Origin of the sequence: Capsulimonas corticalis (assembly GCF_003574315.2) — a bacterium.
Classification (GTDB): domain Bacteria; phylum Armatimonadota; class Armatimonadia; order Armatimonadales; family Capsulimonadaceae; genus Capsulimonas; species Capsulimonas corticalis.
Genome location: NZ_AP025739.1, coordinates 2,728,611 through 2,750,595 on the forward strand (window position 1 = coordinate 2,728,611; position 21,985 = coordinate 2,750,595).

Below are 21,985 nucleotides of genomic sequence, written 5' to 3' on the forward strand. Positions count from 1 at the left end.
TGCGTTTCGAGCGGGAAATTCCGCGCCCGATTATCCGCGCTCTTGACCGGCGGAGTTGCAGGAGCCGTCGCCATATCCTGGCGCTACATAACCAGGCTGGTCGCTGTTACGCAGAGGGGATGACGTCGGGCCGTCGCAGAAGCTGTCATACTGCTGCTTGCTGATGACGGTTTTGACGTGACCGTCGGCGAACGCCATAATGTCAACGCCCTTATGCATGTAGTTAGGGTTGGCGCCGGAAACTGTAGCGGGATTTGCATCCCAGGGAGCCACATAGCAGCGCATCACTCGCGTCTGGGAGGGAAGCGCGAAGTAGCTGACCGGCATCGGGAAAGGTGGATTTTGAGTATGCGTTGACGCTGGTCCGGGAGGGCCTACTTGGCTGCCCGAGCCACAAATAGAGTAAGCGGAGTCCGCCGGAAAAGCTGGGGTGCCTTTAGGAAATAATCCTAGATTTTCCTTGGTGAACTTGTACGACGTTCCCCATGCTTGGTAAACGGGGGTGCCGATCGGCATAGTGTGAGATCCAGAAGCCACAGTCGATGCGTTGCCCGAACCACCAGAGAAGCCGGCGTCGTCGGGGCAATGGAATACTTCGACGCTTTTGACGTACGGCATAATCTGAGCGTGAACTCCGAACTGCTGAACTCCGGGGTAAGCAGCCGCTGTCGCGGAGCCAATCTGTGCGCCGTTACTGACCGAGATCGGCATACAGTCGTCATTGTCCTGGTTGTACTGGAGAATGGCGAGCATGAAGCCCTTCAAATTCGACTGGCAGGTGGTCTGGCGAGCCTTCTCGCGAGCCTGGGCGAAAACCGGGAAGAGGATAGCTGCGAGAATCGCGATAATGGCGATGACAACGAGCAGTTCAATTAGCGTGAAGCCGGAGCGCATCCGACGATTAATCATCATAGTGTCTTTACCTTTCGATCATCAATATCGTTACTGAATGAGAATACAACGATTATGGGAGCCAAATGTTAAGAGAATGTTAAATCTTTAATTATTAGTGAAAATTAATATAAAAACCGAAACTTACCGGTCGGGATTTCCGTTCTAGCGCCGAAAACGCTGCATTAAGGATTCCGAACGAGACAAAGAAAAACTGGGCTTCCCGCAAACCAGAAAGTCCGATGTTGTAACAACGATCGGCGGCGCCGATTAATCCTGCGCGCGCTGAATGCCGGACGCGTTGCCGGTCTGGTTCGGGCCCCAGGACCAGTCGACGCCGTCGTAGCCGGATTCGCACTGCGAGACACGAGTCAGGAACTTCGCGTATTTATAAGCGATTGGCGCCGTCTCTTCGGAGTCCTGCGAATACTGAAGGATCCCAGCATGAACTGCTTGCAGCTGGAAACGCAGGCGGTCTGGCAAGCCTTCTCGCGGGCCTAGGCGAAGACTGGTATTAAGAGAATGTTAAATAATGTAATTATTAACGAAAACTAATATCAATGGGCGAAAAGGCCCGGTAGAATCCCTGGTATGCATGACAAAAAACGCGCTTTTACTTTGATCGAGATCCTCGTCGTGATCGGCATTATCTGCCTCGTCGCCGCGATTTTATTCCCCGTCTTCGCGCAGGCGCGGGAAAAAGCGCGCTGTTCGGCGTGCTTTGGCAATTATCGTCAGATCGGAGTCGCGGTCCATCTGTACGCCCAGGACGCCGACGGACTTACGCCCCCCGACGGCGGCTCCTTCAGCGGGCTGATCTCCGACTGCCGTCCTTATATCAACACTCCTGCGGTGTTTGCCTGCCCCGACGATTACGACCGCGCGAAAGAAGGGCGTTCGGGATCGTATCGAATGGCGACCCTCTATCAAGGGCTGCCGCTCAGCTGCGGCTGGCAAGATCCCTACGCCGCCGGCCACGCCGCGCAGCCGTCCAGCACCGTACTGACCTACGAAGCCGAACAGGACTTCGCGCAGTCGCCGATCACGCCTACTTATCGGCATCACGGCGGCGCGCAGATCCTCTACTTCGACGCGCACTGCCACTGGATCCCGCAGGGGAAGAACGCCGCCGATAGCGACGATTAAAATTGCAGAGGAAGGGGTCTCCTTCTCCGCGAATGTGCATATGTAGTCTTTGGACGATCTATTCGGAGGAGAATGTTATGTGGCAGCGGTTCAGTGAGGGCGCGCGCAAGACCGTCTTCTTCGCTCAGGAAGAAGCGGCTGAGTTAGGACAAATCTTCGTCGCTCCCGAGCATCTTTTGCTCGGATTGCTTCGAGAACGGGAGACCAGCGCCGGACGGCTTTTGAGAGCGGTCGGCGCCGATCCCGGCGTTGTGCGAGACTCGCTGCTGCAGCAGTCGATCCGAGGCGATGAACAAAGGGGAGATAAGCAGCTGACCCCGCGCGCCAAGCGCGTGATCGATTTGGCCTATGAAGCCGCGACGGATCTTCAGGACGACTATATCGGCACGGAGCACTTGCTGCTGGGAGTGCTCCGCGAGAATGAATCGATGGCCGCGAAGGTCCTGAACGCTCATGGCGTCCTGTATGGCGTGGTGCTCGCGAAAATTCGGGAAATGCGAGGAAGCGGAGAGATGGATCAATCTCCACGCTTACCCACTCCGCCGTCCACGGCGATGATGAACGGGGACAACGCCGTGCCGCAGGTCGTAACGGCGTTTCTTCAGATGGCCATCACGCAAAGAGCCGAGCGGATCCAATGGAAGCTGGGTGAGGATGTGGGCGTCTCCATCACGATTGGCGATGAGACGCAGCCGCTGGCGTCACTCCCCGGACATTTGTCGGATCACATTCGCTACTATTTTGAGGCTTGGGCCCGACTCAGCGGCGCGGGCGATCTTGCCGCCAGTCGTCACCCTGTCCGTCTCGCATTTTTCTATCAAGGCCGCGACTATGATTTTCACATGACGGAGGAAGAGGGCGGAGTGCTGGCGCTGACAGTCACACCCATTTGAGGTTCGATTGGCTGCCGGGGCCGTCTGCTAAAGTCTGGAGTATTCTCTGACTTTCCTCAGACGCCTCTCCGCAGCCATTGCCAAAGGGGAATCGCCGGCCTCTCGCGCCTTGCTCCATTCGGCGGCGGCCCCAGAGCGATCTCCCGACTGGTAGAGACAGTCTCCCAGCATCAGCAGCGCCATCGTTTTCTGATCGCTGTCATTTCCCTCGGCAATGGCGGGTGAAAGGGTGACCATGTGACGCCAGTGGGCGGCGGCCAGGGCGTACTTGCGCTTTTTCTGAAGAAGCGAGGCGAGGGCGATCCGTAAGCCGCGATTACTTGGCCATCTTTCCACGGCGGCTTCCAGGATATCGACCCTCCCTTTCGCCTTTTGGAGAACCCATAGCGCTCCACAGTCCTCTGACGTGAGGGATTCGCTAAGCAGGATCGTTTCCGTGATCGGCCGGCGGTGAAGATGGAATCTCATACAAACCTCTTTTGGGAATCGCAAGATTTCAAGTCATATCACGACGGCAAAACCGAGTTCGATGGCCGCCATCCGCGGCAGTATACCCAATTGCTGAGGTCTATATTGTTCGTGCGCGCGCCTGAATAAATGCGGCGACGCATTGGGGATCCCACTGGCTCCCGGCGCCGTCTTGGAGGATCGCCAGGGCTTTTTCGTGCGGCATTCCCTTGCGGTAGGGGCGGTCGGTGGTCATGGCGCTGAAGGCGTCGGCCACGGCCATCAGGCGGGCGATCAGGGGGCATTCTTCGCCGGCGAGGCCGCCCGGGTAACCCTTGCCGTCCCAGCGCTCGTGGTGGTGGCGCACGGCGTCGAGCGTTTCCTCGAAGCCTGGCGCGGAGGCGACGATCACGGCGCCCATCATCGGGTGCTGCTTCACGGCGTCATACTCCTCCTCCGTGAGTCTGCCGGGCTTGCGCAGGACTTTGTCCGGAACGCCGATCTTGCCGAGATCGTGCAGCAGGGCGGCGACGGCGATCGTGCGCAGTGCCGCCGCGTCCATCCCTAGCTCCCGGGCGATCATCACGCTGTACACCATCACATCTTCGGAGTGGCGACGCGTATATCGGTCTTTGTTGTCCACGGCGGTCACCAGAGCGTCCAGCATCGTGAACCCCGATGTTTCCTCGGCCAGCGACGCGCGGAGCTGATCGGCGTCGTCGGCGCCGATACCGTCGGCCTTCGCGCGCATCAGGCGCGCGTCCGCCGCCTCCAGCACTTCCGTGTGCCCGGCGCCGTCATGCGGATACACGGCGCCGCCCACGGAGAGCCGGAGCGGGATCGGGGTGTCGTAGCCGGGCGGCCGGTAGCCGAGGCTTTCCACGGCCTCTTGAATCCGCAGTTTGATCGACGACACCTCGGCGGTCCCGGCGCCCGGCATCAGCATGGCGAACTCGTCGCCGCCGAAGCGCGCCACCACATCGCGTCCCCGGCAGCAGCTTCGCAGGGCGCCGGCGATCTGGCGCAGGACATCGTCGCCCGCCGGGTGACCGTAGGCGTCGTTGAAAAATTTGAAGTTGTCCATGTCCATCATCAGGACGGCCAGGGAGAAGCGTTCGCGGCGGGCGCGGGCCTCCTCATCCACCAGCCGCCGATGGAAGGCGCGGTGGTTCAGCAGACCCGTGACCGGATCGTGATCCGCCAGATGGACGGCTTCCTCCAGAGTGCGTTCCCGCTCCGCCTCCAGCCGCTTGCGCTCGGTGATGTTTTCGGCGACGCTGGCGAAGCGGGGCAGATGGAACGATGCGCCCTCCATCGGGCACACGGTGACCGACAGCCAGCGCGTCTTGCCCTCCAGCGTCCGGGAATATTCAAAGTGGACCGGCAATCCCGTGTCGGCGGACGCCGAGCAGCGGTCCACCCAGAGCGCCCGAATATCATCCGGAATGTCCAACTCGCTCATCAGCCGGCCGGAGACTTGATCGGCGGTCCGCCCCAGATAGGCCGCCGTCGCGTCGTTGACGGAGACAAAACGCACATCGTCTTCAAATAGCTCCGTCACGCCAAGCAGCGCCGCCGAGCTATCGTAAAAGCTGCGCAGTGTAGCCTCGCTCTCGCGCAGGGCCTCCTGGGACATGAGCAGCGCTTCTTCCGTGTGCTTGCGTTCGGTGACGTCGATGGAAGAGATCAGAATGCCCGTGATTTTGCCGTCACTGCCAAATTCCGGCGTATAAGACGTGCGCATATAGCGCAGGCCCGCGATACGCATCGTCATCCAGACATGGAAGCTGAACGCCTCGCCCGCCAGCGCGCGATCGAGGAAGGGGCGGAGCGATTCAAACGCCGTCTCGCCCAGCACCTCCGCGATCTTGAGCCCCAGCGCTTTTTCCCTCGGGATGCCCAGCATCTTCTCGTAGGTCTTGTTCACAAAGACGTAGCGCAGGCCGCGGTCCACGCGAGCGAGCAGGATCGGTAAGGTGTCGACGACGGTTTGGAGGCTGCTATGCCGCAGCTCGATCTGCCGGACCGCCTGGCGCGCCAGCCGCAGAAGCGCCTCCTGCTGCGCCTGCGAGAGCGTCTGCGGCTGAGGGGCGACGACGCAAAGCGTTCCAAGGACCACTCCTTCGGAGGAGATCAGAAGCGTTCCGGCGTAGAAGCGAACGTAGGGCGCGCTGGTCACGAACGGATTGTTCACGACACGCGCATCCTCCAGCGTGTCCGGAATCATCACGACCTTGTCGCGTTCCTGAACGTACTGGCAGAATGAGACCTGATAGGGAATTTCGCAGAGATCCAGGCCGATACGCGCCTTAAACCACAGCCGGTCGCCGTCGCGCAGCGAGAGCAGGGCGATGGGCGCGCCGCAAACGTGAGCGGTGAGGCGCATGAGGTCCTCAAAGTCATCTTCGCGGCTTGTCGCGAGAAGATGGCGTAAATCGAGCGCCGGTATTTGCGGGAGGACATCCTGCGGATTACTGATGGAAGCTGCGGTATTCATTCTCTGTTTCAGATCATCGGAAGAAACCGATTTCCTCATTATGCCGAGCAGAAATACTCTTTCGCGGCGCCGGCGAAATCCCGTGTTTTCCCGTGGGGGGCGGATGGGAACGATCATCGACAGAGAGGGAAGACTATGATGCAGTATATCACGACAATCTCGCCGGGAGCTTCGGATGTTTTGAAGCTCACCGACGGACCCATTCCGGAGCCTGGCGAGGGGGAAGTGCTGGTGCGCGTCGCGGCGGCCGGGCTCAACCGCGCCGATATCGCGCAGCGCCAGGGCAACTATCCGCCGCCTCCGGGCGCTTCGCCGATCCTGGGGATGGAGCTGGCGGGAACGATCGAAATGTGCGGCCCGAATGTGTCCTCCTGGCGCGCCGGGGATTCCGTCTGCGCGCTGGTGAGCGGGGGCGCGTACGCCGAATATTGCGTGGCTCCGGCCGCGCAGTGCCTGCCGATTCCTGGGAAGGTGACGATGGCCGAGGCGGCCTCGCTGCCGGAGGCGTTGTTCACGGTGTGGACGAATGTGTTTCAGCGCGGGCGTCTCACGGCGGGCGAGACGTTTCTCGTGCATGGGGGAAGCAGCGGGATCGGGACGGCGGCGATCCAGCTCGCGCATCAGTTCGGCGCGCGCGTGATCGCCGACGCCGGCTCGGAGGAAAAGTGCGCCGCCTGCCGCGCTCTGGGCGCCGATCTCGCTATCCCCTATAAAACCCAGGATTTCGTCGCGGAGGCGAAGCGCTTCACGGATGGGCGCGGCGTGGACGTGATCCTCGACATGGTCGGCGGCTCATATTTTGCGCGAAATCTGGCCGCCCTCGCGCGCGAAGGGCGGCTCGTAAACATCGCGTTTCAGCAGGGCAGCCGAATTGAGGCCGATCTGACGCCGATCATGCTCAAACGCCTCACCGTCACCGGATCCACGCTGCGCACCCGCTCCGTCGCCGAAAAAGGCGCCATCGCCGCCGAGCTGCGCGATAAGGTCTGGCCGCTCCTGGAGAGCGGCGCCGTCAAGCCATTAGTCTATCGCACATTCCCACTGGCCGAAGCCGCGCAGGCGCATCTTCTCATGGAGAGCAGCGAGCACATCGGAAAGATCGTGCTGACGATGGACGCTGCGTAACATTCGATCACTGCAGTTCTCTTGCCTTGGGATAGCGCAGGCAGCTTTCGGGAATGTACTCTTTGGGAACGCGCGGGCTTTCCCAGTACAGGTGCATTTCCGCCGGGCCGGAGCCGTCTTCATAGTACTCCAGCTTAATTTGATGCTCGGTCCCGGCGGTCAAATGGATCGTCGTCGTGTCCTCGCTCACGCTATGCAGCGTCCAGTTGGAGATCAGAAGCCGCCCGTCGATGTACAGCCGCACGCCGTCGTCCGACGCCGTGCTGATGGTGTAGGTATCGGTGACTTTGGGGATAAGCTTGCCGATCCAACGCACACTATACTCGTAGTTCATGGGCAGACGCGGGTCGGGCGGCCCCATGCTCCAGTTGAAGTCGATATTCCGGTCGGGCTTCTTGAAGGCGAACTTCTCGAAGGTATTGCCGTGATAGTAGAGGCCCAGAAGGCCGGAGCCGTCGCCGCCGTAGGGCTGCTTTTTGCGCGTGGTCTTGGCCGGAGGATCCCACTCGATCGTTCCGAACTTGCTCATCGAACCGATGTTTCGGGGCGAAACGCGGAACTGCGCCAGCGGCGATGGGCGTTCGGCGGGCGGTGCGCTTTCGGTGTGCTCCTTCGGATCGTATACCCACTTCTGATCTTCTCTGGGCGCCTCCGCGCCGGGGATCATATGGCGCGCGTCTCCATGGGCGCTGGGCAGATGCAGCGGATTGATCACCTTCGCCCATGGTTCGCGCGGATCGGAGACTCCGGTCTGCGCGTAGCGCTGCTCCACGGGGCTGACATGGCCCGAGCCGGAAGTCGCGGCGCCTTGCTGTGCGCTGCGCGCGCGTGACCCGGAAGACGCCAATCTTTGGGAGGGCGATCCCGCGCCCGGAAAACCGCCGGAGCCGGGCACGCAGTACTTCATTCCCGTGATGTGGTCATGGAGGCCGTGCAGCGTTCCACCGCCCAGGCGCGTGTTGCCGCCGGTGGGCAGGCACTTGGCGGTATTGCCCGGATCGCCTTTGCAGTTTGGGGGGAACATCTTCAGGAACTTGTCCGGTTTGAACGTCTTGGGCTGATTCTTGAGATCGTCGACGACATAGTGGGCCGTGATCTCGACATTGCGCTGGTCCGACAGGCCGCCGCCCGTGACTGGGCCTTTGGGGCGCGTCACATGGATCGTTCCCAGGTTCACCTTCATCTTGCCGTACTTGATCATTTTGGGCGAGATGGAATTCCCCCCGGCGGATCCATGGGCGTTCTTCCTGGGCGACGACGGCTGAGTGATGACCGACATCTTTTTATCCGAATTCGCCCCGCCTTTTCCGGACGATGCGGCGTTGGATTGGAAAGGATCGCCCCCCGATTTCTTCTGCCCGGATGGACCTTCCGTCGATGTTTGTGCTGGCTGCCGCGCCGCCGTGTCGCTTTCGGAAAGCCGGGCGCTCGCCGTTCGGACGGGAGTTTTGCCGGACAGAGCCATCCGATCCTGTGCGCTGTTATGCGGCCGGTTCTCGCCGCCAGCGGATCCCGCGAGGCGGGTGGCGTTTTGCGGAGCCTGGCGGGTCGGCGCGCGCGCTTCCTGGGCCTGGAGGCGCGCTTCGGCCTGCGCAAGCTGCGCCCGCTGAGCGGCGGACAGTTTGCCGCGCGCGGCGAGCTGCTGTAAGCGCTGAAGGGCGGCGTCAGCCTGGACGCTATTGTCCCCATCACGGCCGTCGTCCTTGCCCGTGTCTAATTTCCCCTTGCCGTTCTCGCGTCTGGACGATCCACCGGAGCGAGGGCCGGAGTCGCCGCCGCCATCACCTGAGGCTCCCGATCCTGCTTTTTCCCGTTCGCTGGGATCCGGGTTCGCGGCGGCGGACTCGGCGTCAGCCATCTGGATCGGCCTGGGGTGCAGGGCGTTGCTTGCCCTGGGAGAATGCGCGGCCGCTTGGCGGCGGGCCGCCGCGCCGCCGACCACGGCCACGCACGCTGTGTTGAACGCTAGCGACGCCGCAAGGGCGTATTGGAGCCGCTTGTCGTGTGTCATGGGGTCCTCCCGGTCGCCGCGCCGGATGCGACGGTTTCTGTGGGTTTGCCGGTTCGAGGCGTGGCGATCAAAACTTCGGCGTGCGTCTTCGAGGCGGCGATGACCTGATTGACTTCGTCCATCAGCCCGATCAGAGTCTGCGTCTTTTGTGTCGAGGCGACGTTGAGCACCACTACGGAGTTGGGATGCGCGATCAGGTTTTGAGTCAGCCGCTCTTTCCAGACGCCCTGCGCGACGGGCCGCTTGTCCAGATAGTATCCGCCTTCGGGCGAGAGCGAGACCATGACCGACGCCGATGGTTTGCCGCTTTGCTTGGCGTGGCGCGGCAGGTTGACATTCATGCCGTTCATCCGCGTCATGGTCAGCCAGGTGATCATAAAAAAGACGAGCAGAAAAAAGATCGTATCGATCATCGGGATGATCTCGATGCGGCCGCGCTTCAATTCCGGCTGTTTCAGTCTCATTGGCCGTTCTCCCAGTGATCCTTCGGCGTGGTCGCGACCATGACATTGGCGGCGTCGGACTGTTTGACAAGGTCGAAGATCCGGGCGAAGCGTCCCGCCGGCTGGTCCTTGTCGCAGTTGATTACCACGGCGGCGGCGGGCGTTTTCTTCAGGCGCGCATTCAGCTCCGCAGTGACGCCGGATTCGCTCACGGGGTCCCGGTCGATAAAGAAGCGCCCATTCGCCGCGACCGTCACCACAATGTCGTTCGCCGGCTTGGCCGCCGCCGTCTGGCTCACCGGCAGCGCGACCTTCTGGGCGTTCATGCGCGTCATCGTCAGCGTGGCGATCATAAAATAGACGAGCAGAAAGAATACGGTGTCGATCATCGGGACGATCTCGATCCGCGCCCGCTTTGGCTTAGACGCCGGCAGTCTCATGGATCCGCTCCTCCGTCGCTCCGCGCAGCTCCAGGTCGTTGATGATCTGCGTGGCCGCCATCTCCATCTCAGCGACGATGCGCCGGACCTGCTCGGTCAGATGGTTGTATCCGACCAGAGTCGTGATCGCGATCGCCAGGCCCGTCGCGGTGGCGATGAGCGCTTCGGCGACGCCGCCCGTAATCTCGGTCGGCGCGCTAAGCCCTGTCGAGACCGCGACGACCTGGAAGGCGGCGATCATGCCGGTGACCGTGCCGAGCAGTCCGAGCAGCGGCGCGATCGTGATGATCGTGTCCAGCCAGTTCAGCCCGCGCGACAGTCCCGGCGTCTCCTCCATCGCGACTTCCGTGATCAAGTTCTCCAGAGCCGGACGCCCAAGCTCCCGGTACTCCAGCGCCGTCGTCAGCACCCGCGCGATCGGTCCGCCGCGCACCGCCAGCAGATCGAGCGCCGCTCGCATCCGTCCTTTCGACAGGGAGCTGCGCACCTGGAGCCGCAGCCCCCGGCCCCCGCGCAGGATCGAGCGCAGCGCGAAATAGCGCTCGATCATCACGGTCACGGAAATGATTGCGCAGAGAAAAAGGGGCCACATTACCGGGCCGCCCTTCAGCAAAAAGGCCACGCCATTCATCAACACAGATTACTCCTTATCTACGATGCGGGGGTGGAGATTAAGATCACCCCTGTATTAGTCACTTCAGCCGATTTTTGTGCTTCAGCACAAGCCTGGCGAATGACCGCCCAGAGGGCACCCGGGCTAAAAGTACGGTCACCCGCCTCCGCGGGTTCAGAAACGTGATCGTAGACGCTTGATTATGTGCCGTAGGCTCCGAAGTCCGCGAAGGCGGACGGCCGTACTTGTAGGCCGGGTGCCCTCAGGGCGGTCATTCGCCAGCCACTTGCGCAAAGCACAAGAATAGAGTTCACTGGCTACCAAGGGAACGATCCGAACTCTCCCTCTCAGAAGTCCACTCTCGTTTCTTGCCCTTCGACAGTCGTCACATCCGCGGCGGCGCCGGAGCCGTCCATGAGGTAAACGTGCTGCGGACCCGCCGGCGCGCGCAGGCGATAGGTTCCGTCCCTCGCGGTCCAGGCGCCGCTGACCCAGGCGCCGGTGCGCGGGTGGGCCGGGCCGTAGACGCCGACCTCGACGGGCGCCGCCGGCTTGCCCGGCGCGGGATGTACGGTTCCGACAATCGTCGCGCCGCGTGTCAAACGCAGATCCAGACCCGCGCGCAATCCGCCCGTGCTCACCGTGACATTCGAGCGCGCCGCCGCTGTCCATTCGCCGCCCAGGGCCGGGGTTTGCTCGTCCACGGCGACGTTGTAATCGCCCGGAAGCAATTGTGAGATTTGGTAGCGGCCGTTGGAGTCGGTGACGGCTTCGCCCCAGGCGGCTGAGCCGATCTCCTGTGCGCCAACGCGGACATTCGCCGCCGGCAGCCCCGTGTCGGCGTAAACGACGTGTCCCGCGAGCGTCGCGCCCGGCGTCAGGTCCACGAGAAAGCTTCCGGAGTCCGGCGCGCCAGACAGCGGGACGCCGTCGGCGGCGGGCGGGCGGCGCGCGTAGGCGGGCGTCAGCACCTGAAATGAGACCGTGTCGCCCTGCGGCAGCCCGGCGAAGACGGCGTCTCCGCGCGCGTCCGACGTCATCGTCAGCCGGTCCGGGCAGCCTGTCGTCAGATTCACCGTTGCGTTCTGCCCGTTTGGTCCTGTGATCCCGAACGAAACGGGCTTGAGCCGGACGCCGGGAGCGGGCTGTCCCGTGGCGTCGGTCAGATGCAGGCGGATCTGCGTTGGGCGCGTCAGGCGCAGGTCGCTGCCTGGCATCCCAAAGTCCATCGCTTTTCCATCGTCGGCCACCACGGCCAATCCCGTCGCTCCGCCCGCGACCTGCGGGATGGCGTAGCGTCCGGCGCCGTCCGTTACGGCCCGCGCGATCTCGTCCGCGGCGCCGTCGATCCGGCCATAGCGGAGCAGCGTGACGCGGGCGCCGGGATCGGGCTTGCCGGCGGGATCGAGCACGCGGCCGCGCACGGTGATCGCCGGCGCCGACGCTCCGCCGGACGCGGCGGGCGGCGTTTGCGCCGCCCCGCCGATTGCCGAGGCGCGCAGGTGGGCGCTGTATCCGCCGGCGATCGCGACGGCCAGCAGCGCGGCCGCCGCGAGCGTACGCGCTTTTGTCAGCGTGATCTGCCGCCAGAGACCATGCCCCGATTCGGTCAGCCCATACGGGAGCGGCGCGCCGGTCCGCAACGCGCCCGCCGCCGTGACCGCTTGCAGGATGGCGGCGGCGTGCGCGGGCGGCGCGGCGTCCGCCATCTTCTCGGTCAGGATCGCGGTGACGGCGGCGGCGCTCAGGGCGGTTCCGGAGCGTACGAAGTGACGGCGCAGCCGGTCCACGGCGCGCTGGATCCGTTTGTGGGCCGCCGCCACGGAGACGCCCAGCGCGGCGGCCGTCTCCTCAATCGACATCTCCTCGACATAACGCAAAAAGATCGCGTTCCGGTCCGCCGAGGCGAGCGCGGACAGAGCGTCGTCCCAGCCCATCTCCACATGCCGCCACTGCGTGTCCAGGCCGCGCGCCGCGTCCTCCATCTCCCGCGCCGCCTTTCCTTCGTAATGCCGCCGGCGCGCTTCGGCGCGAACGGCGTTTCGGCAGGCGAGCTGAGCCGTTTGAAACAGCCACCCGCTCAGCGCCGTGCCGGGGCGCAGGCTGTCCGCCTTTTGCGCGAGCAGGAGAAAGACCGTCTGTGTGACGTCCCGCGCCATCTCCGCGTCCCCCAGCTTGCGGCGGCAGACGGAGTAGACGAAGTCCATGTGTCGGCGCACCAGCTCATCGAACGCCGCCTCGGACCGGCGCGCCGCGTAGCGCCTCAGCAGTTCGTCTTCGCCTGTCAAAATTCGCTCTCCTACCGTAATAATGTCCGCTCGGGATGAGTTATGGACAGATACGAAGAAATTATTTTTCGCGTTTCATTTTCGCGGCATTGAACTTTTTCCGAGGTTCGTTTGTGTGTAGGGCGAAGACAAACCGAGACGGTCTTCTTCAAGCAATTCACAGGAGAAACCCATGACGAAACGAATCCCATTGCCCGCCGTCGCCCTGACTCTGGCCGCGAGCGCGGTCCTGCCCTCGGCGCTTCACGCCGAGACGACGCTTGCGCCGCAGCCTCGGATCGCTGACGCTTCCGGCGCCGTTTATACGGCTAATAATAGCGTTAATCGCAATGAAGTCTTTGTATATCATCGTGATGCGAGCGGCGCTCTGACCTTCCTGGGAGAATATCCGACCGGCGGGCGCGGGAGCGGCGGCATCATCGATCCGCTTCAGTCCCAGAACTCGCTGTTGCTGAGCGAAAATCACCGGTTTCTCTTCGCCGTCAACAGCGGCAGCGGCGATGTGTCCACGTTTGCTGTCGGCAGCGAAGGGCGTTTGAGCTTGTTAGGGAGAGCGGCGAGCGGGGGCGGCTTTCCCGTGGCGCTGGCGGTTCATGGAGAATTGCTGTACGTGCTCAATTCGGGCGGAGCGGGAAGCGTCAGCGGCTTCCACATTCAAAGCAGCGGTCATTTGCAGCCGATTGTCGGTTCGACGCAGTTTTTGAGCGGCGCCAGCGCGGGCGGCGCGTCCATTGATTTCAGCCCCGATGGGACAGTCCTGGCCGCCACCGAACGGCTGACCAACCGTATCGATACGTTCCCGATCTCGGCGGGCGGCGCCGCCGGACCCGCGCTGCTGAACAATTCCGCCGGGCGTACGCCGTTCAGCCTGACATTCACCCCGCAGGGCGCGCTGGTCGTCGCCGAAGCCGCCGGCAACCCGGCGGGCGGCGCGGCGCTTTCGTCCTACGCGGTGCAGTCCAATGACTTGCTGTCGGTATTGACTCCCTCCGCTCCGACCGGTTTCGCCGCCGCCTGCTGGGTGGTCGCCACGGCGGACGGCAACTACGCCTACGCCGCCAACGCCGGGAGCTCGCAGATCTCCATCGCCGCGATTGGCGACAATGGGGCTTTGACTATCCTGGGCTCGGCGGGAACCGGCCCCGGCAGCACGCCTTTAGATCTTGCGCTTAGCAGCAACAATCGCTATCTCTATGCGCTGACGGCCGGAGCGGGAACCATCAGCGCGTTCCGCGTCCAGGGCAACGGCGGCCTCGCGGCATTGGCCGCGACCCCCTCGCTGCCGGCGGCCAGCGGACAGAACGGCCTCGCGGCTTATTGAAGGCTCCACATCACTCTTTCCCAGATTTGAAGATGCGGGAAATATGGCGCCATGGCATTTCAGTTCGCCACGGTCAGATTTGCCGGCGGTTAAAACCGCGCCTCCAAGAGCGCGGAAACCCACCTGCGTGGGTTACATACTCGTTCACGATACCGCCGGATATTTGGCCCTCCAGGAGGAGGTATCGTCAAGGATCATGTAGTCCGCGAAGGCGGACTTCTGCGCTCCTGGAGGCGCGGTTTTAACCGCCGGCGATTCTCACTCCTACTTTCGATCAAAACATAGCGAAAACACGGAAACGCCGGACGATTTCGATCGTCCGGCGTTTCCGTGTTTGGATCTTTCGGGAGCGGAGGCGTTTACTTCGCCTCGATCTTTGCGCTCAGGGCGCCGCGTCCGGAGTTGACGTCGGGCTGGCCGCCGCCGACGAATACCTGCCAGGTTCCGGGCTGCATCTGCTTGACGCCTTCCGCGTTGAACAGCAGCAGCTGGTCGTGCTTGATGGTGAAGGTAACCGTCTTGCTTTCGCCAGGGGCGAGATTGACGCGCTGGAAGCCGCTGAGGATCAGGCGGGGCATCGGCTGGCCGGTTTCGACCAGTCTCGGGATGCCGTCCGGATCGGGGCGCAGGTAGAGCTGGACCACTTCGTCGCCGGCGCGCTTGCCGGTGTTCTTCACGTCGGCGCTCACCACCACCTCGGCGCCAGGCGCCGGGTCCTTCGGGACTTTCAGATTGGAGTATGAGAAGCGGGTATAGCTCAGACCGTAGCCGAACGCATAGAGCGGATGGCCTTCATAGTAGCGATACGTGCGGTGCTGCATCGTGTAATCGCGGAACGGCGGCAATTGGTCCACACCCGTGTAGAATGTGACCGGGAGACGTCCGGCGGGATTGTAGTCGCCGAAGAGGACATCGGCGACGGCCGAGCCGCCTTCTTCGCCGGGGTACCAGGCGTCGAGGATGGCGGGAAGCTTATCGTCGGCCCAGTTGACGCTGAGCGCGCTGCCGTTGAGCAGCACAAGCACGATCGGCTTCTTGGTGGCGTAGAGAGCCTCCAGCAGATCCTGCTGGACTTTCGGAATGTCCAGATCGGTGCGGTCGCCGTTGCCGCCGGTGCCTTCTTCGCCTTCAATCGCGTTGGAGATGCCGCCGACAAAGATCACGGCGTCCGACGCCTTGGCGGCGGCGATCGCGGCGGCGAACGGCTGTGAGGAGTCGTCGCGCCAGCTCAGATGAACTTCCGCGCCTTGCTCTTCCTGGTAATACTCCACGCGGATCGGGACGGATTGGCCGGCTTTGAGCGTGAGCGCATAGTCGCGCGAGGTCACGGCGTGGGACGACCAGTCTTCGGCGACGTTTTTGCCGTCGATGAAGAGACGATAGCCGTCGTCGCCGCTGATCGTCAGCGTATAATTCGCGTCTTTCAGCGCGGTCAGGGTTCCGGTCCAGCGCACCGAGAAGTTCGTGTGCTCGACTCCGGCGATCGGCTCCTGCGCGAAGTTGAAGTTGATATTCGCGTCCTGCCGGGTCGCTGTGGGCGCTCCTTCCAGGTTCTTATTGGCGAAGTATTCGCCCTTGAGACCGGGCTTGCCGTCGCTGCTCAGCGCTTCGCTGGGGATCGGCGCGCTGTCCTGCGCTTTGAGCAGGCCGCTGCCGTGTACGTAGGTCACCTTCACGCTGTCGCCGGCGCGCTTGCGGATCCCGTCCAGAACGCTGACTTCGTGCGACGAGACGCCGTGGTAGTTGCCTTCCTGCACGACAGTGTCATCGGCGTTCGGTCCGATGACCGCCAGCGATTTGATCTTGGGGCTGAGCGGAAGGAAGTCTTTGTTATTTTTTAACAGAACGATCGATTCGCGGGCCGCCTGCAAGGCGAGGGCGCGGTGCTCCGGGCTTTCGATGACGCTCGCCGGGATGCTGGCGTACGGATTCTGCGTGGGCGGGTCGAACAGTCCCAGTTTGAAGCGCGCGGTGAAGAGGCGCTTGAGGGACTTGTCGATCTCGGCCTCGGTGATCAGGCCCTGCGCGACGGCGGCGGGCAGGGAGTTGTAGGCGCTGTCGCAGGCGAGGTCGGTTCCCGCTTTCACCGCCAGCGCGGACCCCGCCTCGATGCTGGGCGCGAACTTGTGGCTGTTCGAAATGTCGGTAATCGCGCCGCAGTCCGAAACAACATAACCCTGGAAGCCCCACTGGTCGCGCAGCAGCTTTTGCAGCAGCAGGTCGCTCGCCGGATCGGGAACGCCGTAGAGGCTGCTGTAGGCGCTCATCAGGCTGTAAACGTGGCCGTCGGTGACGGCGGCTTTGAACGCGGGCAGGTAGGTGTCGTGCAGATCGTAAGGGGAAACGACGGCGTTGAAGACGTGCCGCTCCGGCTCCGGGCCGCTGTGCACGGCGTAGTGCTTCGCCGTCGCGATGACCTTGAAGTACTTGGGATCGTCGCCCTGCAAGCCTCGAATATAAGTGACGCCGAACTGAGCCGTCAGATAGGGGTCTTCGCCGTACGTCTCTTGCCCGCGTCCCCAGCGCGGATCCCGGAAGATATTGATGTTAGGCGCGAAGAACGTCAGGCCATAGAAGGGCGTCGGCTTGCCCTCGGCGTTGGTGCGGTTGAACTCCGCCCGGTCTTCATCGCCGATGGCGCTCGCCACCTTGGCGTGCAGCGGGATATCGAACGTGGCCGCGAGGCCGATCGGCTCAGGAAACACCGTGTCGAAGCTCTTGCCGCCGTAGGCGTAACCGTGCAGCGATTCGCTCCACCAGTAGTAGGCGGGAATGCCGAGGCGCGGGATCGCGGGGGCGTCGGTCCCCATCTGCGCCGCCTTTTCCGGAAGCGTCATGCGCGAGACGATATCGTTGACGCGCTGTTCGATCGGCAGCGCGGAATCTTGGAAGGGAAACTTCGCCTGCGCGGACGCCCCCGACGGCGTCAGGAACGCGGCGGACGCCGCGAGAAGCGACAGGCAGCGCAGGCGATGGCGCCTTGTGGCGGCGGCGCGCTTCGCTGGAGAGTAGAGGGTGGGACGCATACGATCTCCTTCAACTACGGACGGTGTACTTGAAATATTTCAACTCGACCATTATAACTCTCTCGCGGCCGCTCGTCAAGAGATTTTTTGTCGGCCCGCAATGAAGTATAATAGAGAGGTCGCACCCATTTGAAAACCTATGCCAACCATTAAAGACATCGCCCGCATCTCCGGCGTTTCGCTCGCGACGGTCTCATACGTCCTGAACAACCGTCCCGGCAAAGTTTCTCCCGAAAAACGCGAGCGCGTGCTGGCGGCGATTCGGCAGACCAATTACCGTCCGCGCCAGTCGCTGCAGCGCGCCGCGCTCCCCGACTGCCTGACGCTCGGCCTCGCGGTCGGCTCCGCCTCGCGCGACATCTACTATCAGGCGATGCTCGACAACCTCCATAACGTGCTGGACGCCTTGGGGCATAACTCGCTGATCTTCACCAGCCGCCTCTTTTACGAGGATCCGCTGCTCAGTATCCGCACGTACTGCGACGGGCGCTGCGACGGCCTGATCGTCGTGTCCCCCACGGTCGGCAATGCGCTTGTCCGCACGCTGCGCGAACGGGGCTTTCCGCATATCTTAGTGGGAAATTCGGGGGATGACGCGCTGTCGTCGTCCTGCGAGATCGACAACATCGCCGCCGCCCGAGTGGCGGTGGGGGAACTGCTGCGCCTGGGGCACCGGCGCATCGCTTACTGCCGGGGCTCGCACGAGACACGCGCGACCTGGCAGCGGGAAGAGGGGTACCGCCAGATTCTCGAAGAAGCCAATATCCCGATTGACGACCGCTGGATCGGCGAGAGCGTCGGCGGGCGCGCCTGGCTGCGCAACCTGCTGACCCTGCCGGCGGCGGAGCGTCCCACGGCGATCTTCAGCTTCTGTGATTCCCTGGCGCGCGATATCCTGGTCTTGATCAAAGAGTCCGGCGTGAGCGTCCCCGGCGAGATCTCCGTCGTGAGCGTCGACGACCTGGGGGCCGAAGTCACCGATCCGCCGCTGACGACGGTCCGCCAGCCCTTCGAAGAGATCAGCCGCGCCGCCGCCGAGATACTGCTGGCGCGGATCCGCGATCCGCGCCTTGGGCCCGAGCAAAGACTGATCGAAGGGGAAATGGTGCGGCGAAGCTCGGTCGGACCGGCGCCCGCATGACGAGCTTCGAGTGATTGTTGAAAGGAAGCATCCATTGGAAAAAGCATTGCGCGTTTCGCATCTGACGCTTGGGGTCTGTTATTATCCGGAGCACTGGGACGAATCGCTCTGGGCCGACGATTTTCGCCGGATGCGCGAAATGAGTCTGGAAGTGATCCGCATCGGCGAGTTCGCCTGGTCGATCTTTGAGCCCGAGGAAGGGCGATTTGAGTTCGGCTTTTTTGACCGCGTGATGGATCTCGCGCACAAGCACAGCCTGCGTGTAATCCTCGGCACGCCGACCGCGACGCCGCCGGTGTGGCTGACCCAGAAGTACCCCGAGGCGCTGAACGCCAATCGTCAGGGAGTCGTCTATCAGCATGGCATGCGGGCGCACTGCAATCACACCGCCCCGATCTTTCGCGAGCTTTCCGCGCGGATCGCATCGCGCATGGCCGAACATTATTACAAACATCCGGCGCTTTGGGGGTGGCAGATCGACAATGAGCTGAACTGCGAAGTCAATGTTTTCTATGCGGATTCGGATCATGCGGCGTTTCGCGTCTGGCTTCAGGAGAAGTACGAAACGCTCAATCGGCTGAATGCGGCCTGGGGCGCGGTCTTCTGGAACCAGACGTACTCCGATTGGTCGCAGGTATATCTGTCGCGTCCGACGCCGGCGGATTCTCCCAATCCGCACCAGGCGCTGGACGAGAAGCGATTTATCTCCGATTCGACGATCTCTTACGCCAAGCTGCAAGCCGACGCCATCCGCGCGCACGACACGACGCACTTCATTACCACCAACGGCCTCTTCGGACATCTTGACAGCCATCATCTGACGGACGAGACACTCGATTTTATCTCCTATGACGCTTATCCTCTGTTTTCAGAAGCCAGTCTGGAAAGCAGTCCAGAGCCGATGCGCGATCGCCGCTGGGGATGGAATCTGAGCGCCGTGCGCGGGATCTCGCGCCGGTTCTGTATCATGGAGCAGCAATCCGGCCCCGGCGGATGGGTCAATCGTCTGGAACTTCCGTCGCCGAAGCCTGGCCAGGTTCGCCTCTGGACGTACCAATCGATCGCGCACGGCGCGGATATGGTCCTCTTCTTTCGATGGCGGACCGCGACGATGGGGACGGAGATTTACTGGCACGGGATCAACGACTACCATAACCAAGCCAACCGCCGCTGCGCGGAAGTCGCGCGGATCGGACAGGAGCTTCTCCGCCTTGCGGATGTCGCGGGATCCGCGTATCAGGCGGACGTGGCGATCCTGCGCGATTACGACAATGAATGGGATGGCGAACTCGACACCTGGCATGGCCCCTACGAGCGCCAGAGCGCGTCCGCCTGGTACGCCGCCTTGCAGCGCCGCCACGTCCCGGTGGATTCCTTAACCCTGCGCCCAGGAATCAGGCGGCGTGAGATGTCGCGTTACCGCGTGCTGATCTATCCCCACCCCACGATCCTCACCGACGAGACCGCCCGGATGCTCAAGGAGTACGCGAACGCGGGCGGCCGGATCATTTTTGGGTGTCGCACGGGATACAAAGACATCCACGGTCAATGCCCGATGCGGCCATTTCCCGGCGCTGTAGCGGATCTCTGCGGCGTCACGGTGGAGGATTTCACAAGGATCGGCAAATATCAAACGGAGCCGTCTCTGGACTGGGATGGTGTGAACGCTCAATTCGGCGAGCTCAAATCCGGCCCGTTCAATGATATCCTGCGGCTGGAAAACCCGGAGGCCTCCGTAATTGCTTCCTACGCCGCCGACGCCGGATATTACGCCGGCAAGCCTGCACTTACGCGCAATCCATGGGGCGACGGCGTTGCCTACTATTACGGCGGCGTCTTCACCGAGCCCGTCGCCAACGCGCTGGCGGAGCATCTGGGCCTGAACTCACCGCTCGCGGATCGGCTGACGCTGCCGCGCGACATCGAAGCGGCGATCCGCGCGCAGCCGGACGGAGAGACGTTTGTCTTCCTGCTCAACTACGCCGATACGCCGCGCACGATTCAGGCGCATTCCGAAATGGTCGATCTGATCTCTGGCGAGACGGTTCTTGGAGAGGTCGTCATGGAGCCGTATGGCGTACTGGCCCTGCGGTGACGATTCAAATCCCCCCAGCGATTAGCCCAAGAATCCGTTCGCGCAGGACCTGGAAATCTTGGTCGGAGCGCCGGCGGGGGCGGGGCAGGTCGATGCGCAGGTCCAGGGTGGCGCGGCCTTCGTCGATGACCACGACGCGGTCGGCGAGAGCGACGGATTCTTCGACATCGTGCGTCACGAGGAGCACGGTGCATCCCCGCCGCCGCCAAAGATCCTCGATCAGCCGCTGCATTTCGTAGCGGGTCAGGGCGTCGAGCGCCCCCAGCGGTTCATCGAGCAGCAGCAGCTCCGGATCGCCGGCGAGCGCGCGGGCGAGGGCGACGCGCTGGCGCTGGCCGCCGGAGAGCACTGAGGGCCAGTCGTTCGCGCGGTCCGAAAGACCGACATCGGCGAGCGCGCTCTCGGCTTTGCGCCGCCAATCTTTCCCAAGCCCCAGTCCGACATTGCTGACGACGCGCTCCCATGGCAGCAGCCGCGCGTCCTGAAACATTACCCGCGCCGCGTGGTTCAGGCCCCCGAGAGGACGCCCGTCGATACGGACGCCCCCGCCGCTGGGCTGGTCGAGACCGGCCAGCAGACGCAGCAGCGTGCTTTTTCCGCAGCCGCTTTTGCCGACGATGGCGATGAACTCGCCGCGCCGGATCTCCAGGTCCAGGGCGCGCAGAACCTTGCGCGGTCCAAAGTCCTTATGCAGATCCTGGACGTGGACATGGACGGGAGCGGCGGTCGCCTGCGATTGCTCGCCTAAAAGCGCGCCGTATTCTGATAGTTGGGATGCCATTGCAGAAATGTCCTTTCCAATCCTTTGGCGACGAGGTCGGCCAGCTTGCCGAGCGTCGCATAGACGAGAGTTCCCAGCACCACGACATCCGTGCGCATGAACTCTCGCGCGGTGGTCGTCATAAATCCGATCCCGGAATCGGCCGCCAGAGTCTCCGCCCCAATCAGCACGAGCCACATCATTCCCAGCGCGAAGCGCAGGCCGATCAGGATCGACGGCACGGCTCCAGGGAAGATCACGCGCCAGAACAAAGTCCACGGCTCTAGGCCATAGACCCGTCCCATCTCCTTCAAACCCTTGTCCGCCGTGCGGATCCCGTGATAGGTGTTCAGATACATCGGAAAGAAGACGCCGAGCGCGACCAGAGTCACCTTCGCCTCCTCGCCGATGCCGAACCAGAGGATGATCAGCGGGATCATCGCCAGGTTGGGGATCGTGCGGAGCATCTGCACGGTGCTGTCCAGAAGCTCCTCCGCGATGGGCCAGGCTCCGTTCAGCAATCCCAGCAGAAAGCCGATCCCGCCGCCGATGGCGAAGCCGACCAAGGCGCGGCCGGAGCTAACGGCGATATGTCGCGGCAATTCGCCGGTTTGAATCAAATGCGCGCCGGCTTGCAGCACGGCGGTTGGGGCGGGCAGGATGCGCGGCGCGATCCAGCCGGACTGCGCGCCAATCTGCCAGACGGCGAGCAGCAGCAGCGGCAGCAGCCAGGGCAGCAGGACGCGCGGGCGAAGCTGAGAGACTTTGTGGGGGGCGGCGCTGGCGGCGGCGATGGGCTTAACCCAAATCCGACGGGCCGGTAAAACTTTCATTCGTGTTTCGCCTTC

At 63.0% G+C, this 21,985-nt stretch carries 18 protein-coding genes; 6 read left to right on the top strand and 12 right to left on the bottom strand.

Features of this window, described 5'->3' with window-relative positions; all coding sequences use genetic code 11:
• Nucleotides 1-30: 30 nt before the first annotated feature.
• Nucleotides 31-912 carry a DUF1559 family PulG-like putative transporter gene (locus D5261_RS11690; RefSeq protein ID WP_119321207.1) on the bottom strand — a complete coding sequence of 294 codons (882 nt, stop codon included), beginning with the start codon at nucleotides 910-912 and terminating at the stop codon, nucleotides 31-33.
• A 249-nt stretch (nucleotides 913-1,161) separates the two neighbouring features.
• On the bottom strand, nucleotides 1,162-1,374 hold the full coding sequence (locus D5261_RS11695) for a hypothetical protein (protein ID WP_119321208.1): 213 nt from the start codon (nucleotides 1,372-1,374) through the stop codon (nucleotides 1,162-1,164).
• 108 nt (nucleotides 1,375-1,482) lie between these two features.
• Here D5261_RS11695 and D5261_RS11700 point away from each other — a divergent pair, with 108 nt between their 5' ends.
• Entirely contained in the window at nucleotides 1,483-2,037 is a 555-nt protein-coding gene (locus D5261_RS11700) for a type II secretion system protein (protein WP_119321209.1), read from the top strand.
• A 77-nt stretch (nucleotides 2,038-2,114) separates the two neighbouring features.
• Nucleotides 2,115-2,930, top strand: coding sequence for a Clp protease N-terminal domain-containing protein (locus tag D5261_RS11705; protein WP_165864157.1), 816 nt, complete (start codon nucleotides 2,115-2,117; stop codon nucleotides 2,928-2,930).
• Nucleotides 2,931-2,957: 27 nt separating this feature from the next.
• Here D5261_RS11705 and D5261_RS11710 read toward each other — a convergent pair whose 3' ends face one another.
• Both D5261_RS11710 and D5261_RS11715 read right to left on the bottom strand, forming a co-directional pair.
• A complete protein-coding gene (locus D5261_RS11710; protein ID WP_119321211.1) occupies nucleotides 2,958-3,398 on the bottom strand; it encodes a tetratricopeptide repeat protein in 441 nt (146 codons plus the stop codon).
• A 100-nt stretch (nucleotides 3,399-3,498) separates the two neighbouring features.
• The gene (locus D5261_RS11715; RefSeq protein WP_165864158.1) at nucleotides 3,499-5,874 is read right to left on the bottom strand and encodes a diguanylate cyclase domain-containing protein; all 2,376 of its coding nucleotides are present in this window, start codon (nucleotides 5,872-5,874) and stop codon (nucleotides 3,499-3,501) included.
• A 135-nt stretch (nucleotides 5,875-6,009) separates the two neighbouring features.
• Here D5261_RS11715 and D5261_RS11720 point away from each other — a divergent pair, with 135 nt between their 5' ends.
• Nucleotides 6,010-6,999, top strand: coding sequence for an NAD(P)H-quinone oxidoreductase (locus D5261_RS11720; RefSeq protein ID WP_119321213.1), 990 nt, complete (start codon nucleotides 6,010-6,012; stop codon nucleotides 6,997-6,999).
• A 7-nt stretch (nucleotides 7,000-7,006) separates the two neighbouring features.
• Here the strand turns inward: D5261_RS11720 and D5261_RS11725 are convergent, their stop codons facing one another.
• The 5 genes from D5261_RS11725 to D5261_RS11745 form a co-directional block, all read right to left on the bottom strand.
• Nucleotides 7,007-9,010, bottom strand: a complete 2,004-nt coding sequence (locus tag D5261_RS11725) for a PA14 domain-containing protein (RefSeq protein WP_119321214.1) — start codon at nucleotides 9,008-9,010, stop codon at nucleotides 7,007-7,009.
• The gene (locus D5261_RS11730; RefSeq protein ID WP_119321215.1) at nucleotides 9,007-9,474 is read right to left on the bottom strand and encodes an ExbD/TolR family protein; all 468 of its coding nucleotides are present in this window, start codon (nucleotides 9,472-9,474) and stop codon (nucleotides 9,007-9,009) included. Before D5261_RS11730 ends, D5261_RS11725 begins: the two co-directional genes overlap by 4 nt.
• A complete protein-coding gene (locus tag D5261_RS11735; RefSeq protein ID WP_119321216.1) occupies nucleotides 9,471-9,893 on the bottom strand; it encodes an ExbD/TolR family protein in 423 nt (140 codons plus the stop codon). Before D5261_RS11735 ends, D5261_RS11730 begins: the two co-directional genes overlap by 4 nt.
• Nucleotides 9,874-10,524, bottom strand: coding sequence for a MotA/TolQ/ExbB proton channel family protein (locus D5261_RS11740; protein WP_119321217.1), 651 nt, complete (start codon nucleotides 10,522-10,524; stop codon nucleotides 9,874-9,876). Before D5261_RS11740 ends, D5261_RS11735 begins: the two co-directional genes overlap by 20 nt.
• A 329-nt stretch (nucleotides 10,525-10,853) precedes the next feature.
• Nucleotides 10,854-12,794 (bottom strand): sigma-70 family RNA polymerase sigma factor, encoded by a 1,941-nt coding sequence (locus D5261_RS11745; RefSeq protein ID WP_119321218.1) that lies wholly within the window; start codon nucleotides 12,792-12,794, stop codon nucleotides 10,854-10,856.
• A gap of 172 nt (nucleotides 12,795-12,966) precedes the next feature.
• On the opposite strand from D5261_RS11745, the gene D5261_RS11750 reads away from it, so the two are divergent.
• Nucleotides 12,967-14,115 carry a lactonase family protein gene (locus D5261_RS11750; protein WP_119321219.1) on the top strand — a complete coding sequence of 383 codons (1,149 nt, stop codon included), beginning with the start codon at nucleotides 12,967-12,969 and terminating at the stop codon, nucleotides 14,113-14,115.
• A 359-nt stretch (nucleotides 14,116-14,474) separates the two neighbouring features.
• Here D5261_RS11750 and D5261_RS11755 read toward each other — a convergent pair whose 3' ends face one another.
• Nucleotides 14,475-17,141 carry a glycoside hydrolase family 3 C-terminal domain-containing protein gene (locus D5261_RS11755; RefSeq protein WP_119321220.1) on the bottom strand — a complete coding sequence of 889 codons (2,667 nt, stop codon included), beginning with the start codon at nucleotides 17,139-17,141 and terminating at the stop codon, nucleotides 14,475-14,477.
• Nucleotides 17,142-17,280: 139 nt separating this feature from the next.
• Between D5261_RS11755 and D5261_RS11760 the strand changes: the two genes are divergently transcribed.
• Both D5261_RS11760 and D5261_RS11765 read left to right on the top strand, forming a co-directional pair.
• Nucleotides 17,281-18,282, top strand: a complete 1,002-nt coding sequence (locus tag D5261_RS11760; RefSeq protein ID WP_119321221.1) for a LacI family DNA-binding transcriptional regulator — start codon at nucleotides 17,281-17,283, stop codon at nucleotides 18,280-18,282.
• Nucleotides 18,283-18,316: 34 nt separating this feature from the next.
• Nucleotides 18,317-20,377: a beta-galactosidase gene (locus D5261_RS11765; RefSeq protein WP_119321222.1), complete on the top strand. Its 2,061-nt coding sequence runs from the start codon at nucleotides 18,317-18,319 to the stop codon at nucleotides 20,375-20,377.
• Nucleotides 20,378-20,381: 4 nt separating this feature from the next.
• Here D5261_RS11765 and D5261_RS11770 read toward each other — a convergent pair whose 3' ends face one another.
• Both D5261_RS11770 and D5261_RS11775 read right to left on the bottom strand, forming a co-directional pair.
• Entirely contained in the window at nucleotides 20,382-21,158 is a 777-nt protein-coding gene (locus tag D5261_RS11770) for an ATP-binding cassette domain-containing protein (protein WP_119321223.1), read from the bottom strand.
• The gene (locus D5261_RS11775; protein WP_119321224.1) at nucleotides 21,122-21,970 is read right to left on the bottom strand and encodes an ABC transporter permease subunit; all 849 of its coding nucleotides are present in this window, start codon (nucleotides 21,968-21,970) and stop codon (nucleotides 21,122-21,124) included. Before D5261_RS11775 ends, D5261_RS11770 begins: the two co-directional genes overlap by 37 nt.
• Nucleotides 21,971-21,985 lie beyond the last annotated feature (15 nt).